Genomic DNA, 15,865 nt, shown 5'->3' with positions numbered 1-15,865 from the left:
CATGTTTGCCTCACTGGGCAAGGGCAAGATCCTCAAGGACCAATGTGTGCAGTGTCCGCTGCACCGGGCGAAGTTTGATATCCGCACCGGTGAAGTCTCCGAGTGGGCGAATTTCCCGCCGGGGGTGCAGATGCTGAATGTGGTGCGGGGTGAGAAAGCCCTGCAAACCTGGCCGGTAACCGAAGAAGACGGCCAGCTGTACGTGGAGATCTAATGGCAAACCCGAGTAAGGCGCAGCAGGAAGCTGCGCTGGCGCGACTGGAAAAGTTCAGCCGCTTCACTGACAGCAGTATTGGTATTCCCTTTACCAGGTTTCAGATTGGCGCCGAAGCGATTATCGGCCTGGTGCCGATCGTTGGTGATGCGGCGGGCCTGGTGCTGGGCAGCTATGTGCTGGTGGAAGCCCAGCGGGCCGGGGCCAGCAAGGGTGTGAAGCTGCGCATGCTGCGTAACATGGGCATCGACTTCGTGGGTGGCTTGCTGCCGGTGGTGGGCGATGCCTTTGATGCCATCTATAAGGCCAATACCCGCAACACCAAGCTGCTGAAGAATTACCTGGAAAAGCAGCTGGAAGTGGAGCCGCCCCCGCCGCCGTTCCCCTGGTGGACATTGATCTGGTTAACGGTGCTATTTGCCATAATCACCGGCGGTTTAACCCTGATTCTGTAATCACAGGCCGGCGCGCCCGCGCCGGCATTCCCGTCTTTTCTCTGCCTGGGCAGGGGGGATAAGGGACAGGCTGTCCGACAATAAGTGGCCCGAAATAACCGGGTTTGTTTGCGCTTGCTTACCGTGCAGCCCTTTATTATAGATAACTCCTCTTCTTTCTTGTGCCTTTATGCGGGTCTTTCCTTGCCGGGGAATCAATCCGAATTGAATCCGAACAAGCATTCGCTTTATTGTGTCATCCATTAATGTAACGGTGGGCAGGGTAAGCAATGCGTTGCCTGCTGCTGCCGCTCCCTTTTTGTATTGGCTGGCGTTGGCCTTACGTGGACAGGTGACCTTTATGAGTACTGCAACCATTCATCAATACGCGCCGAAAACCGCCGGGAAAGCTCCCGAGCTACCCATCCGGCATATGGATTTCAAATTTGATGCCAAGGATCTCGACACCACCTTCTTTAAAGATACGGAGTTTGCCACTGCGTACTTTCAGGCGCTGTCTATCTTCCTGACCTTTGGCGAAGAGCTGGTGATCGATACCGCCCGTTATCACCGCCAGTTTCTCAAGGACCCGGTGTTGAAGCAGCGGGTGACGGCGTTGATTGGCCAGGAAGCCATTCATTCCAAAATGCACGACGAGTTTAACGATACCCTCGCCGAGCATCGCTACCCGGTGGCGCTGTACCGTTTCCTGGCGGACAACGTGTTCGAGTACGGTTTCAAGAAACTGCCTAACCGCATGCAGCTGTCCCTGATGGCGGGGATTGAGCATTTCACGGCGGTGCTGGCGGAATACATGATGAAGAATGAAGAGGTCTTCTACGAAACCGGTGATGAAAAGCAGCGCGCCCTGTGGATGTGGCACATGCTGGAAGAGTCTGAGCACAAGGACATTGCCTATGATGTCTACGAGACTCTGTCCGGTAACTACCCGCTGCGGGTGAGCGGCTTTGCGCTGGCGGCTTTTACCATCATGTTCCTGGTGCCGTTGGGCGGCGCCATGATTCCGGTATACCGCAAGCCGACCAAGCTGCTCAGCCTGCGTTACTGGAAAGACGTGAAAACCAGCCTGGTGTTTCTGGTCGGCCCGAAAGAGGGCGTTTACGGCAGTACGGTTAAACACATTCTGGATTACCTGCGCCGGGACTTTCACCCCAATGACCACGACACCACGGCCTACCTTGAGTATTACAAGGAGAAGCTGCTGAACCCGAAAACCGGTCTGCTGTCGCCGTATCTGGTCAAGGAATTCGTGCCGAAACTGCGCGCCTGATTTCCGTGGCGCGCCCGGTTCGGGGCGTGCCGCCGATAACCTGTTGAGATAATCGTGATGATGACTTTTTTGAAGCAGCGTTTTGCCAAGCCAAGCAAAAACGCCTACGCAGTGGTGACCGGTGCCGGTAGCGGCATCGGCCGCAGTTTTGCACTGGAACTGGCCAAGCGTGGCGGGGCCGTGGTTTGTGCGGATGTGAATCTGGAAGCGGCACAGGAAACCGTGGCGCTATTGGAAGCCCAGGGCGCCAGAGCTTTCGCCATTCACTGTGATGTGGGTGAGGCGGAACAGGTTAAAAAGCTGGCTGAGGAATCTGAAGCCTTGCTGGGGCACCCGGTGACCATGGTCATTAACAACGCCGGCGTGGGCCTGGGTGGCAAGTTCGATGAGCTGAGCCTGGATGACTGGAAGTGGTGCATGCACGTGAACCTGTGGGGCGTGATCAATGGCTGCCACTACTTTGTGCCCGGTTTCAAGAAACAGGGGCATGGCGCCATTATCAATGTGGCGTCTGCGGCATCGTACACGGCGGCACCGGAAATGAGTGCCTATAACGTGACCAAGGCCGGTGTGCGCGCCTTGTCCGAAACCCTGTTCTCGGAATTGGCCAGGGACAACATTCGCGTGAATGTGCTGTGCCCGACGCTGGTGCCGACCAACATTATCAAGAATGGCCGCATCCCCGGCCGTTACTCCAAGCTGGCGGACCATGCGTTGATGAACTACGCCATGACCACCAGTGACGATGTGGCCAAGCTGACCCTGAACCGTCTGGACAAGGGCGAGCTGTACACCACGCCTCAGGTGGATGCGAAGTTGTTCTGGATGATGAAGCGGGCGTCGCCGAACTTTTACGCCAAGTTCCTGGGTTTCTCTTATCGCTTTGTCAGTAACAAGGGGGCATAACCATGGCCGCTGCAAAAAAGACCAAGACCACGGCGCGCAAGGCGCCGGCAGAAAAAATTTATGATTCCTTTATCGTCGGTGCCGGCATTTCCGGTATCGCCGCAGCGATCAAGCTGAAAAAGGAAGGCTATAACGATTTCAAGATTATCGAGAGGGCAGACCGCGTGGGCGGCACCTGGCGGGAAAATACCTACCCGGGCTGTGGTTGTGATGTGCCGTCCTCGTTGTATTCCTATTCATTTGCGCTGAGCAGCAAATGGAGCCATCTGTTTGCCAAGCAGCCGGAAATTCTCAGCTATCTGGAAGATGTGAGCGCCAAGTTCGGCATCACCCGGCTGATTGAATTCAATACCTCGCTGGACGGCGCCACCTGGGACGAAAGCCGTCACCTCTGGGTGCTGGATACGTCCAGCGGTCAGTACCTGGCACGGACCGTTATTTTCGCCACCGGGCCGATTACCGAATCCAAGATTCCCGCGCTGCCCGGGCTGGAAAGTTTCACCGGCGAGATGTTCCATTCCGCCAAGTGGAACCACGATTACGACCTGACCGGAAAGCGGGTGGCGGTGATTGGTACGGGTGCCTCGGCAATCCAGTTCGTGCCGCAGATTCAACCCAAGGTGAAAGAGTTGTTCGTATTCCAGCGAACCGCGCCGTGGGTGCTGCCCAAGCCGGACCTGCCGCTGGGCGACAGAAGCAAGCGCACCATTGAAGCATTGCCGGTGATTCAGCGTGGCTGGCGCAAGGCGGTGGCCACGTCCCTGAATGCCATCAACTTTGGCCTGCGTAACCCCGGCGTGTTGAAGCCCATCAGCACGGCGGCGAAACAGTTGCTGCGGGTGCAGGTGCGTGACAAGGCTCTGCGCAAGGCGGTAACGCCGGACTTTACCCTGGGCTGCAAACGTATTCTGTTTGCCAACGATTACTATCCGGCGTTGCAGGCGGATAACGCCAACCTGATTCCCCATGGTCTGGTGGAAGTGGATGGCAATACGGTGGTTGCTGCCAATGGCGAGCGCCACGAAGTGGACGTGATTATCTGGGGCACCGGCTTTGAAGTGTCGCACCCGCCGATCGGCAGCAAGGTGGTAAATGCCAACGGTGATCGCCTGTCGGACCTGTGGAAAGACACGTCACCGGAGGCGTATCTCGGTGCGACCATGGAAAATACGCCGAATGCCTTCCTGGTACTGGGCCCGAACGTTCTGGTGTATGACTCCTTTATCGGCCTGGCCGAGGCGCAGCTGGACTACATCATCGATGGCCTGAAGAAAGTGAAAAACAACGGCATTGGTAAAGTCACCATTCGCCCGGATGTGCTCAAGCAGCACAACGACAAGGTGCAGAAGCACCTGAAAAGCACGGTGTTCAACAGCGGTGGCTGCAAGAGCTACTACCTGGACCAGAACGGCCGCAACTTTGCCGCCTGGCCCTGGTCACTGGCTGAGCTGAAGAAAAAGCTGAGTGCCTTTGAGCTGGATGACTATGAAGTGACGTACCTCAATGAAGAGGTGCTGCGCAAGGCATCCTGACAAGATGGTACGGGTAAAAAGAAAACGCACGGTCTTCGGGCCGTGCGTTTTTTGTGCCTGGAAACGATGCGGTTGTGGTGTCGGATTACGGCTTACAGGCTCTCTGTGCCCTTGGGTAAATCCGACCTACAAAAACCTCGCATTCTTATTCGTAGGTCGTGTTAGGGCGTAGCCGTAACCCGACATCTTGGTTTCAATGCATGGCCTGCCCGAGCTTTTCCAGATACTGGCGCATGCCGCTGAGTAGCGGTTCGTCCAGTTGTTCGGTTTGCGCCTGCATGTGATTGAGCCATTGTCCCTGGTGGTCGTTGTGGTGCCACTGGTGGTAGCAATACACGTGCAGCAGGAAAGCCTGCAGGAAGGCGGGTTTTTCCAGGTCTTCCTCGTTGGCCAGCGGAATGCGCGGGAACAGTTCGTGGAGCTTGCGGGCAAAGGCGCCGGAGGCCATGCCGATCTGTTGGCCCTGGGGGTTATGCACCGGGGTGCTCAGGTAGCCGCAACTGGGCGAGCGGGCTTTCAGCACAAAACCACTCAACGGTTGTTGCAGGGTGGCGGCCACGTTTTCCAGGGCGTCGGTGACATCCTGCTGGGGCTGGTCCACGCCCCGTACCCGCAGTTGGTCGTCGAGCTGCACCACCTGAATGGGCGGGCGCGGCACCGGCAAGCCAATGGCCACCTCCGGGCAGGTTTCCCGAAAGCGCAGCAAGGGTCCCAGCTGGTGGACCAGAATAGCGTTGTGTTTGTGGTCGCCGTCGTAGCGCACTTTCTGCCCGGTGAGGCAGGCGCTAACGCCGACAACGGGTTTTTCCCATTCCTGCTGCGGCAGGTCGAAGCCCATTTTTTCCAGCAAATCCGTTAGCATGGCAGGTCTCCCTTCTTCCCCAAAGGTGACAGGTTATGCAAGGCGTTTTTCTGGATACCGATACTCTGGTTCCCGACGAGCTGGACTTCACCGCCTTCGACAATATGTTGTCGTGGACGCTCTACCCGCAAACCCGCCCGGACCAGCGTGTGGCCCGGCTGGACGGTGTCCAGGTAGTGGTGACCAACAAGGTGGTGCTTGATGCTGCCACGTTGAATGCCTGCCCGTCCCTCAAGCTTATCTGCATTTGTGCCACCGGTACCAATAATGTGGATCTGGATGCCGCCGCCGCCCTGGGCATCACCGTGTGCAATGTGACCGGTTATGCCCGCGCGTCGGTGGCGCAGCATACGATGGCGCTGTTGTTGTCGCTGGCGGCCCGGCTGGTTCCCTACCATGAGGATGTGCGTTCGGGGCGCTGGAGTCAGGCGCCCCAATTCTGCCTGCTTAACCATCCAATGACGGAATTGGCCGGGAAAACCTTTGGGGTGATTGGGTATGGGGATCTGGGGCGTGAGGCGGCCTGCCTGGCGGAGGCCTTCGGCATGACGGTGCAGGTAGCTGAATCGTTTCAGGCCGGGGGGAATCAGTCTGGCCGGGTGCCGATGGCGGCGCTGTTGCCGGCGGCGGATGTGATCAGCCTGCATTGCCCGTTAACACCGCAGACGGACAAGCTGGTGGATGCGGCGTTTCTGTCGCAGATGAAACCCGGTGCCTTGCTGCTCAATACCGCCCGCGGTGGTTTGGTTGATGAGCCGGCGCTGGCGGACGCGTTACGCAGTGGCCAGCTCGGTGGCGCGGGCCTGGATGTGCTCAGCAGCGAGCCGCCGCCGGCGGACCACCCGTTGCTTGTCGACGGCATCCCCAACCTGCTGATTACCCCGCACAACGCCTGGGGCACCCGCGAATCCCGGCAACGGGTGCTGGATGGCGTGGTAGAAAATATTCGGCAATGGCAGGCAGGCTCGCCCATTAACGTGGTGAGTTGAAAGTTCAAAGTGGAAAGTTAAAAAGCGCGGGATCGGCCCTTCATATCTTAAACTGTCGTGCCCGCGTGCAGCGCGGAGGTAAGGCGTCAACCGTTCCTCTTCGCCTTTACTTCGCGTTTCAACTTTAAACTTTAAACTCGCTCCTGCCTTTAACGCTTTTTCTTTAACCGGTTGGCGAGCATTTTATCCATGCCGCGAAACAGGGGTTGCGGCAGGCGCGTGACTGGCCCCGGTGCGGCGGCAAGCAGGACGCTGCCAAGCTTGCCCATGGGGCGGGCGATACGCGCCGGGCGTTTTTCGCAAGCTTCTACAATCCAGCCCGCCGCTTTTTCCACGTGCATCATTGGCATGTATTTATAAATAGCCGTGCGCGATGACATGGGGGTGCGCACCATGGGGAAGTACACCACGGTAGTGCTGATACCTTGATGGCCCATCTCCGCTTCCAGCGAGCGGGTGAAGGATTCCAGTGCGCTCTTGCTGGCCAGGTAGGCGGAAAACAGCGGAATGGGAATCTGCGTGGACAGGCTGGAAATATTCACCACATGGCCGTGGCCCTGCTGCGCAAAGCGGGGCAGGAATTGCAGGGTCATGGCCACGGCGCCGATATAGTTCAGCTGTATGGTGCGCTGGTAATCGTGCAGGCGGTCGAAAGATTGCTCGATGGGGCGGCGAATGGAATGAGCGGCGTTATTCACCAGCGCATCAATACGGGGGTGATCCTCAAGAATACGTGCCGCGCAGGCTTCAATGGCCGTGTTGTCGCTGAGGTCGCAGGGGTAGATAAAGGCGGTGCCGCCCTGTTCCTGAATGGTTTGCTGAACCTCGCGAAGCTGCTCTTCCCGGCGTGCCACCAGGCACAGCGTGGCGCCTTTTCTTGCCATGATCCTGGCCGCTTCCGCGCCGATGCCACTGGAGGCGCCGGTGAGTACAATGGTCTGGCCTTTGAGTTTCATGCATACCCCTTGAATGCTGTGCGGTAAAAATACAGACCGTCGAGTCTGCCGTGTTCGGCATTAGGGGCCAAGGTCTAAAGGGGACGAAGATGTGGTTTCAGGACATTGTCACGTTGCCGGCGCAACGGCGCGGTTGCCATCTGGTAACGCGGGAGGTGGTAACTGCCTTGCCGGTGCTGGCGGAGATAGAGGTGGGCTTGCTGCATCTGTTTATTCAGCATACCTCCGCCTCGCTGACCATCAATGAAAATGCTGACCCGGATGTGCGCGGGGATCTGGAGCGACACCTGAATGTGATGGTGCCGGAGAACGCGCCGTACTATGAGCATACCCTGGAAGGGCCGGATGATATGCCCGCGCATATCAAGAGCGTACTTATCGGCCCGTCGCTGACAATCCCGATCCGGGCCGGGCGGCTGGCGCTGGGGACCTGGCAGGGCATTTATCTGTGCGAGCACCGCGACCACGGTGGTGCACGGCGGGTCGTGGCGACCATTCAAGGGGAGTGAGCGGCGGGCGACAACGTTATCTACAAGGTTGCTGTAGGAGTGCCCTTCCAGGGCGCGAACCTTGCGAAGCAAGGAATTGCCCAAAGGGCGATCAGGACTTGCCGAACCTGACAGGTTTCTATAGGTGGACCTGACATTCTCTAAAAATTTTGCCGCCTCGCTGCGCTCCGTTCCTGCAGCGGCTTCGTATCGGATGACGGAAATGGCGTTACGCCATTTCCGCTATCGGCTGGCCGGTTATTCCGCAATCCATTGCAGGAATTCGCGGCGTTCTTCTGCGGTGGCCTGTTTCCACTGGGCTTTCAGGGTGTCCAGGTAGCTGGCTTCCGGGGCCACGGTGGTGCTCTTATTTGCGCTGGCAGCGGTGGCGCCGGCGGCGGCACCCGCTGCGGCCTGGGGGGCCACGCTGTTGGTGCTGGCGGTGGTGACTTCTTCACCGGTGATCGGGGCCAGGAAGCCGCGATTGAGGATCAGCCCGGATTCTTTGGCGTCTACTCGTTCGCCGGTCTTGGTGTTTTCCGCCCAGCCGTAGAAGCTGTCTTCCATGGCGCGGGCCTGTTCCACGTCTTGTGGGGTGTTGAAGCCCAGTTGCCATTGGTCGCCGCCCTTGCCGTCGATGACAAAGTTGGCCGGGTTGGTTTTCACGATTTCGTGGTTGTCTGCATCCAGCTGCCACAGCTCCTTGTAGTAAGCGAGGATTTCATAGCGACCGGGGGCCAGTTTCAGTTCCTTGAAATCGCTGGCGAAGAAGGTGTTCACACCTTCCACTTCCTTGCCGTTGATGGTGAACACTTCAATTTCGCTGGGTACCTTCACGGTGAGCACCTGGCTGTCGGCTTTGGCCGGGCCGTCGTACAGCTGGACTACCGGGCTGCGGGCACAGGCTGCCAGAAACAGGGTGCAGAGGGTGAGGGTAAGCAGGCGCAGGGACAACATGACTTCTCCTTGGGAGCGGGTTGAGGGGCGCGAGCCGGCCAGTCTGGCCGGCATCTGTGTCATTTATGTGACAAGTTGGGCCGGTGTGGCATCAGAATCCCCAGGTGTCGATCTTGCCAGGGGGCTGGTTGCGGTTCAGGGAGGTCAGGCCCCGGGCGCAGCGTACGATCCACCAGATGGTGATTACCACCATCAGCAGCCAGCCAATCAGGGCCAGGGTGGTGATGCCGGCGATGAACCAGTACAGCAAGCCGATCCAGAAGGTGCGGTACTGAAAACGAAAATGCTCGCGCAGTGGTGGCGCGGCGTCGCCGGCATGAAGGTGGGCAATGATAACGCCGACGATGGCCGTGAGCCCGCCGGTGATCAGGCCGACCAGGTGCAGGACGTAGACGATACGTGCCAGGCTGGCGGTGCTGGTGTTACTCATTGTTGGGCCTCTTTGGTGGCGGATGTGCTGGCGGGGGCACCCTTGGCGGGAGCCGGACTGCCGGTGGCATTACAGGCCTGGGTGCAGCCCTCCAGGGTTTCAAACGGCACGCTACCCTTGCAGCCGCCCCAGATAAAGGCCTGGCAGCTGCCGCTGTCGGCATCGTAGTAATAGCGCTGGAATGCGGCTTTGCACATGCCGGATTCCGGTGGCTGGGAGCAGGCATCCGGGAGTGCGGCGGTGCCGGGTTCCTGATTGTTCTGGCAGCCACTGAGCAGGGCGGCTGCGGCAATCAGGGCGGTAATGAGGGGAAGCAGCAGGAGTCGCATGGCAGTTCCTTTATGGGTTTCCGGTTCCCTCCGTGGGGCCGGGTATTCTCCGTTGCTGCTACTTTACCGGACTCTGAAAGCGGCGGTAACCGGTTCATGTTCTCGGTGGAAAATCTGCACTATGCTGGTGCTGTCAACGTGTTGCGCAGGGGAAGAGCGGTGAGACAAGGATTGCGGATTATCAGCCTGGTGGGCGGGCTGCTGGCGGTGCCGGCCTGGGCACAGGATGCTCAATACATGTTCCTGCAGGCTGGCAAGCTGCAACTGAATGATGAGGACACCACGGTGACCGCCAATGGCGCCACGCTGGATGGGGACTACGATGATCTGCCGTTCTTCACCGGCGGGGTGCAGAAGATTCTGGGTGGTGGCGACCGTTTCCGTTACGGCTATGAGGGCGGTGCGGTGATTAGCTGGCAGAACGATTCGGTGAATTATTCGGGGGTGGTGAATGGTGGCGCCACCGTGAATATCAAGGTGGACAACGAGATGTTTCTGTTTGGCACCATGTTGGGTGGTTACGGGGATATCAATTTCAGTGACCGAGCGCGGCTGTTTTTGTCCGGTGGCCCCATGTTGCTGATGGGCTCCCTGAAACAGGAGCAGGATCGGCCTTACCCCCAGCCGCTGAGTACGGCGGTGGTGGTTAACGGGGATGACCGGGATTTCAGTTTTGGCTATGGGGCTTACGCCTCGCTGGGGCTGATCTTTTCCGTGGGTAGCACATCCGAGTTTGGATTTGTGGTGCGCGAACAAACGGTAGAGATGGACTTTAACGATGCCATCGCGGATTTTCCCTACGATGGTACCCAGTACATGCTGAGCTTTGGCTACCGGATGTAGTGACGCGTTTTCTACGGAGTTGCTGTAGGAGCTTGCTTGCAAGCGAATGCCGGCTTTGATCTGGCCAACCCGGTTCGCCTGCAAGCAGCCTCCTACAATGATCAACAGCCTGTTGAGAGCCGAGCGCAGCGAATAAACGCCTTCCAGGGTGCGAACCGCACAGCGTTCGCAGTACGATCCATCTTCTTACCAACTTCAAGCCTGTCTGCCGAGGGTGGAACCTGGGCGCTTGCCGCCTCGCTGCGCTCGGTTCGTCCCCTGGAAGGGAACTCCTACAGGGGGCGAATGGAACGCAGCGAGAATGTTTTGTGCCGGGTGGGCCAAAGGGGGGCACGAGCCGGGCGTTGTGACCGTTAATCCGCCCGCATGTGTTTCTGATCCCGGGGCAGGGTGTCGCCGCGCAGGCGGATCACGGCTTTTTGCAGCAGCAGGTTGTTGGGCAGGGTGTAACGGTGGCCCAGCTCATCCTGAATGGTGATGAAGATCAGCCCCATGTGACGAATCTGCCCTGTGACGGTATTGTCGCCGTCCAGCAGGCGAATGCGGTCGCCCACTCTGTAGGGTGCGCTGAAGAACAGGATGATGGCTGCGGTGGCGTTGCTGAGCATGGACCAGCTGGCAAACAGGGCCACGCCGAGCAGTGCCATCAGCGAGGTGGCAAACACCATCAGGCCGTCGCCTTTCAATCCCCACAACACGCCAATGGCGATCAGGCCGATAATCAGGCAGGCGCTGTTGATGACCACCGCTGTCTGGAAGATACGGGCGCGGGAGTAATTGCGGCGGCGACCCAGCCGCTTGGTGATGCCGCGCAGCAGGATGGACAGGGCCCAACCCAGAATCGCGATGACGACGGTGAGTCCCCATTTCATTACTACTGAATCCATGTTCTATCCGTGCTTGCCTGAAACAAAGGGGTTGTGGGTGCGTTCGTGGCCGATGGTGGACATGGGCCCGTGCCCGGGAATAAAGGCGACGTCGTCATCCAGAGTCAGCAGCTGTTCCTTGATGGCGGTGATCAGGGTGTCGAAATCCCCCTTGGGGAAATCGGTACGACCAATAGAACCGTTGAACAGCACATCACCGACCACGGCCAGTTTGCTTTCACGCTGATAGAACACGACGTGGCCGGGGGTATGGCCGGGGCAGTGGCGTACTTCCAGCTGGGTGCTGCCCACCGTGACGGTGTCGCCGCCTTCCAGCCAGCGGTTCGGGGTGAACGGTGGCGAAGGGGCAAAGCCCATCATCTGCGCTTGCTGGGGCAGCATGTCGATCCAGAACTGGTCATCCCGGTGCGGGCCTTCAATGGGCAGCCCCAAAGTTTCGGCCAGCTCGGCCACGGCGCCCACATGGTCCAGATGGGCGTGGGTCACCAGGATCTTCTCCGGGGTGCCGCCCACCTGCTTCAGGGTGGCCAGTATCTGGTTCAAGTCACCGCCCGGGTCGACGATGGCGACCTTGTCGGTGGCTTCGCACTTCAGGAAAGAGCAGTTCTGCTGAAACTGGGTGACCGGCAGGATGGCGTATTTCATGGCTGTCTGTGCGGTGGAAAATGTGCCCGCAGTATAGCGTTAATCCGCCGGGGGATTCATTCCCCTGCGGCAATGGGGCAAGGGTAAATATTGGCAAATTCTGATGTAGTGACGGTTTGCGGCTGACGTCTTGGTGGTATTTTAACGGTCTACATAACTCACTAAGGAAGGGAATCATGGATATGGAGCAAATCCAGCCGTATCTGGACAAGGCAATCGAGCTGAGTATGGCCTATCTGCCGAAGGTGGTGCTGGCGATGGTTACGCTGGTGGTCGGCTTCTGGATCATCAAGCGGGTGATCAAGGGCATGAACCGGGTGCTGGGCCACAAGGCGGTGGACGACACCCTGCAAAAGTTCATGACCAGCTTTATCGACGTGCTGTTGAAAATTCTGTTGCTGGTGGCTGTGGCGGGTATGGTCGGGGTGGAGACCACCTCGTTTATTGCCATGCTCGGTGCCATTGGCCTGGCGGTGGGTCTGGCGCTGCAGGGCAGCCTGGGCAACTTTGCCGGCGGGGTGCTGATTCTGTTCTTCAAGCCGTACCGCCTGGGGGACATTGTCGAGGCGCAGGGATATACCGGGCGAGTTTGGGATATCCAGATCTTCAACACCATCCTGATTACCTATGACAACCAACGCATCGTGATTCCCAACGGTCTCATGTCCAACGGCTGCATCAAGAATATTTTTGTGGAGCCGCAGCGGCGGGTGGATATCGAATTTGGTATCAGTTACGGCGACAGCATCGAGCAGGCCCGGGCCGCGATTCAGACGGTCATTGATAATGACGACCGTATCCTCAGCGGTGACAAGTTCGACCCGAATATTTTTGTCTCTGCCCACGCCGATAGCAGCATCAATATGCTGACGCGGGTGTGGGTGAATTCGGAGGATTACTGGCCGGTGTATTTCGGTTTGTTCGAGCAGGTGAAATACGCCTTTGACAAGGCGGGCATCACCATTCCGTTCCCGCAGCGGGATGTGCATTTGTTTCAGCAATCTTAAATCTTAAGTTACGAGAAGCGAGAAGCGAGAAGCGAGAAGCGAGAAGCGAGAAGCGAAGAGCAAAATAGGTTCGGATTTTCGAAACTCGCTTCTCGTCACTCGAAACTGTTTTATCGCTTCTCCAGTACCACCGGCAATCCATCCTTCGGCATGATCAGCGGGACCTGCTGGGTAGGCAGTTCGTAGCCGGGTTTGACGCTGACGCGGTAACGTCTCAGGAACTGGAACAGGAATGTCTTGGTCTGCAGTTCGGCAAAGTTCAGGCCCAGGCATTTGTGGTGGCCGCCGCCGAAGGGAACCCACTGGTAAAAGTGCTTCTTGTGTTCGGCGCGTTCGTCGCTGAAGCGTTCTGGATCGAAGGTGGTCGGGTTGCTCCAGTATTCTTCCATGTAATGGGTGTAGAGCGTGGACACGTTGACCATGGTGTTTTTGGGCAGGGAGTAGCCCTGGTATTCCACATCCTTGACGGTGCGACGGGGGAAGGTGGTCAGTGCCGGGCGCATGCGCAGGGTTTCGCGGAATACCCAGCCGGTTTTTTCCATTTTCCCCAGGTCGTCATAGTCCAGGGTGTCCTTGCCCAGCCCTTCCATTTCCTTGACCAGTACATCCTGCCAGTGAGGGTGTTTGGCCAGCATGTAGATAATGGAGCACAGGGTGCTGGTGGTGGTGTCGTGGGCGGCGAACAACAGGAAGATCATGTGGTTCATCACGTCCTGATCGGAAAGGCCGCCTTCCTCGTCGGCCGCCTTGCACAGTTCGCTGAAGAAATCCGGGGTATCGCTGGCGCGTTTCTGGGGGATCAGTCCGGTAACGAAGTTTTCCAGGTAGCGGCGGCCTTTCATGCCGCGGTGCCACAGCAGCCCGGGGATTGGCAGGCGCACCACCGCCAGTGAGGCGTCGGTGGCGTCGATAAAGGACTGGTTCACCTTGTCGGATTCCGGGCCCATCTCCAGGCCAAAAAAGATTTGTGCGCCCACGTCCAGTAACAGCGCCTTGATGTGATCCAGAAACTTCAGGGTTTCTCCGGTTTGCCAGCCTTCTATCTCGCTGCCTATATGGCTGTTCATACGTTCCAGATAGCTGGCCAGTGCCGGCTTCTTGAACGCCTGCTGCATGATGCGGCGGTGAAATTTATGGTCGGCAAAGTCGCGCAGCATCAGGCCGTCGGTAAACAGTTTTTCCAGAATCGGGTTCCAGGCGGCGCGGCTGGAGAACGCATGCTCCGGATCCTTGAGTACAAATTCGTTGGCATCCGGCCCGAGCAGGGTGACCCCGCGCTGGAACAACACCGAGCCTTTGAAGACAAGGCCGTACTTGTCGGCAAGTTCCGTCACCATCTTGTGATAGTCCTTGAGAAAAGGGACCGTAGAGCCAAGCAGAGGCCAGCCATAATCACCCGGTATGTCTTCCAGCTTTCGCTGGGGCATGCGAGGAAGGTTTGCGGCCTCTTGTTGGGCAGCTTCCATACGGTTCATGACTGTTCTCCGATAAACACCTTGTATTGATCCGTTTCCATGGTCTCTGCGCGGCGCCTGACACAAGCCTTCACTGCCACAGAACACCTTCTTTAATCGGAAGTAGACCCACTACATCTCTCTTGCAGAAAATGTCCTGTGGCAGCAAATTCATGCGCCATGCATCCACGCAGAGACCATGGAAACGGGTCCATTGAATCTACCCCCCGGATGTAATGCAGAACAGAGGCTGTCGGCAACGGTCAAATCGTGCTGTGCTGTCCAGCCGCCCTGGCATGGCACGTGCTAGCATTGCGGCATTGTTAAGGAGAAATGTGTATGTCCAAACCTGCGGCTGAGTTCGAGCCCCTGGCGCTGGCAGTGCTGACGGTGAGTGATACCCGCACCCCGCAAACCGATACCTCTGGCGACCTGTTGGTGCAGCGCCTGGAAGGCGCGGGCCATACCCTGGCTGCTCGCCAGATCGTCAAGGACGATGTGTACCAGCTGCGCAAGGTGGTATCGGACTGGATTGCCGACGAGAACATCCAGATTATTCTCACCACTGGAGGGACCGGATTCTCCGGTCGGGATTCCACCCCGGAAGCCCTGTCGGTGCTGTTCGACAAGCACATCGAAGGCTTCGGCGAGCTGTTTCGTCAGGTGAGCGTGGAGGACATCGGTTCTTCTACCATCCAGTCCCGCTGCCTGGCCGGGCTGGCCAATCGCACGGTGATTTTCTGTTTGCCTGGTTCCAACAATGCCTGCGCCACCGGTTGGGACCGGATCATTGCTGAGCAGCTGGATGCCCGCCACCGTCCCTGTAATTTTGTGGCCCAGGTGCGCCGATAAAACTGCCGCCATGACGGCACCATGGAGGAAACGTGCAGGAATCCAAACAGACATTGATGCCGGTGGCAGAGGCGTTGGCGCGCCTGCTGGATGCGGCGCGCCCCTTCCGGGCGGTCCGGGAGATCCCGCTGGCGGATTGTCAGGGGCAGTATCTGGCTGAGGCGGTGACCTCCCGGGTGGATGTGCCGGCGTTTGATAACGCCGCCGTGGATGGTGTGGCGCTGCGCCATGCGGACCTGGACGAGCCGGGGCTGACCCGGCCCATGCCGCTGCGCGTGGCGGCGGGGGATGCGCCGGTGACCCTGGCGCCGGGGCAGGTGGCGCGGATATTTACCGGTGCCCCGGTACCCGCCGGGGCGGATACCGTATTGATGCAGGAAGACTGCGAAATCGCCGAAACCCGGGTGCGGCTGCCGGGCAAGGCCAGCGTCACGGCCGGGCAGAATATTCGTCCGGCGGGGCAGGATGCCCACTGCAATGAGGTCGTGATGCAGCGTGGCGAACGGCTCACGCCCCAGGCGGTGGGCCTGATTGCTTCGGTGGGCGTCGCGGCGGTGAAAGTGAATGCGCCGCGGATACTGGTTCTTACCAGCGGTGATGAAATTCAGTCGCCGGAAGAAACACCGCTGCCGGGAAAAATTTTCGACAGCAATGGCCCGCAGCTGATGCAGCTGTTACAGCAAAGCGGGTTTGTGAATGTGCAGCGCGAGCACCTGCCCGATGATCCTGGCATTATTCGCAATACCCTGACCCGGCTGCTCACCGATTCCGCGCAGCGCCCGGATGTGA

At 58.6% G+C, this 15,865-nt stretch carries 20 protein-coding genes; 11 read left to right on the top strand and 9 right to left on the bottom strand.

Going from position 1 to position 15,865, the window contains the following annotated elements:
- Together A3730_RS16340 and A3730_RS16335 are read left to right on the top strand one after the other, a co-directional pair.
- A partial coding sequence (locus A3730_RS16340) for a Rieske 2Fe-2S domain-containing protein (RefSeq protein WP_156501225.1) occupies nucleotides 1-214 on the top strand: 214 nt, incomplete at its 5' end.
- Complete coding sequence (locus A3730_RS16335) at nucleotides 214-669, top strand: DUF4112 domain-containing protein (protein WP_063538456.1); 456 nt, start codon at nucleotides 214-216, stop codon at nucleotides 667-669. The genes A3730_RS16340 and A3730_RS16335, both read left to right, overlap by 1 nt.
- On the opposite strand, the gene A3730_RS16330 is transcribed toward A3730_RS16335, so the two are convergent.
- Nucleotides 670-1,026, bottom strand: a complete 357-nt coding sequence (locus tag A3730_RS16330) for a hypothetical protein (RefSeq protein WP_063518743.1) — start codon at nucleotides 1,024-1,026, stop codon at nucleotides 670-672.
- Here A3730_RS16330 and A3730_RS16325 point away from each other — a divergent pair.
- Genes A3730_RS16325 through A3730_RS16315 form a run of 3 tightly spaced genes read left to right on the top strand, consistent with a single transcriptional unit; the run spans nucleotide 1,010 to nucleotide 4,377 of the window.
- The gene (locus A3730_RS16325) at nucleotides 1,010-1,939 is read left to right on the top strand and encodes a metal-dependent hydrolase (RefSeq protein WP_063518742.1); all 930 of its coding nucleotides are present in this window, start codon (nucleotides 1,010-1,012) and stop codon (nucleotides 1,937-1,939) included. The two genes, A3730_RS16330 and A3730_RS16325, sit on opposite strands and share 17 nt — an antisense overlap.
- A 57-nt stretch (nucleotides 1,940-1,996) precedes the next feature.
- Entirely contained in the window at nucleotides 1,997-2,845 is an 849-nt protein-coding gene (locus tag A3730_RS16320; protein WP_063518741.1) for an SDR family NAD(P)-dependent oxidoreductase, read from the top strand.
- 2 nt (nucleotides 2,846-2,847) lie between these two features.
- Nucleotides 2,848-4,377, top strand: a complete 1,530-nt coding sequence (locus tag A3730_RS16315; RefSeq protein WP_063518740.1) for an NAD(P)/FAD-dependent oxidoreductase — start codon at nucleotides 2,848-2,850, stop codon at nucleotides 4,375-4,377.
- A 193-nt stretch (nucleotides 4,378-4,570) separates the two neighbouring features.
- Here A3730_RS16315 and A3730_RS16310 read toward each other — a convergent pair whose 3' ends face one another.
- The gene (locus tag A3730_RS16310) at nucleotides 4,571-5,239 is read right to left on the bottom strand and encodes a DUF523 domain-containing protein (RefSeq protein ID WP_063518739.1); all 669 of its coding nucleotides are present in this window, start codon (nucleotides 5,237-5,239) and stop codon (nucleotides 4,571-4,573) included.
- 35 nt (nucleotides 5,240-5,274) lie between these two features.
- On the opposite strand from A3730_RS16310, the gene A3730_RS16305 reads away from it, so the two are divergent.
- Nucleotides 5,275-6,228, top strand: coding sequence for a D-2-hydroxyacid dehydrogenase (locus tag A3730_RS16305; protein ID WP_063538455.1), 954 nt, complete (start codon nucleotides 5,275-5,277; stop codon nucleotides 6,226-6,228).
- Between the two features lie 149 nt (nucleotides 6,229-6,377).
- On the opposite strand, the gene A3730_RS16300 is transcribed toward A3730_RS16305, so the two are convergent.
- On the bottom strand, nucleotides 6,378-7,184 hold the full coding sequence (locus tag A3730_RS16300; RefSeq protein WP_063520805.1) for an SDR family NAD(P)-dependent oxidoreductase: 807 nt from the start codon (nucleotides 7,182-7,184) through the stop codon (nucleotides 6,378-6,380).
- Nucleotides 7,185-7,273: 89 nt separating this feature from the next.
- Between A3730_RS16300 and A3730_RS16295 the strand changes: the two genes are divergently transcribed.
- The gene (locus A3730_RS16295; RefSeq protein ID WP_063519121.1) at nucleotides 7,274-7,693 is read left to right on the top strand and encodes a secondary thiamine-phosphate synthase enzyme YjbQ; all 420 of its coding nucleotides are present in this window, start codon (nucleotides 7,274-7,276) and stop codon (nucleotides 7,691-7,693) included.
- 237 nt (nucleotides 7,694-7,930) lie between these two features.
- Here A3730_RS16295 and A3730_RS16290 read toward each other — a convergent pair whose 3' ends face one another.
- From A3730_RS16290 to A3730_RS16280, 3 genes are all read right to left on the bottom strand, one after another.
- Nucleotides 7,931-8,629, bottom strand: coding sequence for a DUF2057 domain-containing protein (locus A3730_RS16290; protein ID WP_063520806.1), 699 nt, complete (start codon nucleotides 8,627-8,629; stop codon nucleotides 7,931-7,933).
- A 91-nt stretch (nucleotides 8,630-8,720) separates the two neighbouring features.
- Nucleotides 8,721-9,059 carry a hypothetical protein gene (locus A3730_RS16285; RefSeq protein WP_063520807.1) on the bottom strand — a complete coding sequence of 113 codons (339 nt, stop codon included), beginning with the start codon at nucleotides 9,057-9,059 and terminating at the stop codon, nucleotides 8,721-8,723.
- Nucleotides 9,056-9,388, bottom strand: coding sequence for a BPTI/Kunitz-type proteinase inhibitor domain-containing protein (locus A3730_RS16280; RefSeq protein ID WP_063520808.1), 333 nt, complete (start codon nucleotides 9,386-9,388; stop codon nucleotides 9,056-9,058). Before A3730_RS16280 ends, A3730_RS16285 begins: the two co-directional genes overlap by 4 nt.
- A 159-nt stretch (nucleotides 9,389-9,547) precedes the next feature.
- On the opposite strand from A3730_RS16280, the gene A3730_RS16275 reads away from it, so the two are divergent.
- Nucleotides 9,548-10,231 carry a hypothetical protein gene (locus A3730_RS16275; protein WP_156496640.1) on the top strand — a complete coding sequence of 228 codons (684 nt, stop codon included), beginning with the start codon at nucleotides 9,548-9,550 and terminating at the stop codon, nucleotides 10,229-10,231.
- Between the two features lie 353 nt (nucleotides 10,232-10,584).
- On the opposite strand, the gene A3730_RS16270 is transcribed toward A3730_RS16275, so the two are convergent.
- Both A3730_RS16270 and A3730_RS16265 read right to left on the bottom strand, forming a co-directional pair.
- A complete protein-coding gene (locus tag A3730_RS16270) occupies nucleotides 10,585-11,118 on the bottom strand; it encodes a mechanosensitive ion channel domain-containing protein (RefSeq protein WP_063518567.1) in 534 nt (177 codons plus the stop codon).
- Nucleotides 11,119-11,121: 3 nt separating this feature from the next.
- Entirely contained in the window at nucleotides 11,122-11,763 is a 642-nt protein-coding gene (locus A3730_RS16265; protein WP_063518566.1) for an MBL fold metallo-hydrolase, read from the bottom strand.
- 176 nt (nucleotides 11,764-11,939) lie between these two features.
- Here A3730_RS16265 and A3730_RS16260 point away from each other — a divergent pair, with 176 nt between their 5' ends.
- Complete coding sequence (locus A3730_RS16260) at nucleotides 11,940-12,770, top strand: mechanosensitive ion channel family protein (RefSeq protein WP_063518565.1); 831 nt, start codon at nucleotides 11,940-11,942, stop codon at nucleotides 12,768-12,770.
- Nucleotides 12,771-12,880: 110 nt separating this feature from the next.
- Here A3730_RS16260 and A3730_RS16255 read toward each other — a convergent pair whose 3' ends face one another.
- Complete coding sequence (locus tag A3730_RS16255) at nucleotides 12,881-14,245, bottom strand: cytochrome P450 (RefSeq protein ID WP_082872422.1); 1,365 nt, start codon at nucleotides 14,243-14,245, stop codon at nucleotides 12,881-12,883.
- Nucleotides 14,246-14,563: 318 nt separating this feature from the next.
- On the opposite strand from A3730_RS16255, the gene moaB reads away from it, so the two are divergent.
- Both moaB and A3730_RS16245 read left to right on the top strand, forming a co-directional pair.
- Complete coding sequence (gene moaB, locus A3730_RS16250; protein ID WP_063518564.1) at nucleotides 14,564-15,076, top strand: molybdenum cofactor biosynthesis protein B; 513 nt, start codon at nucleotides 14,564-14,566, stop codon at nucleotides 15,074-15,076.
- A 32-nt stretch (nucleotides 15,077-15,108) separates the two neighbouring features.
- The coding region (locus A3730_RS16245) for a molybdopterin molybdotransferase MoeA (RefSeq protein ID WP_197477498.1) at nucleotides 15,109-15,865 on the top strand (757 nt) is incomplete at its 3' end.

The organism is Alcanivorax sp. HI0044 (genome assembly GCF_001634945.1).
Note: the sequence above shows the minus strand (reverse complement) of the source record. Positions and strands in the feature narration are given on the sequence as shown.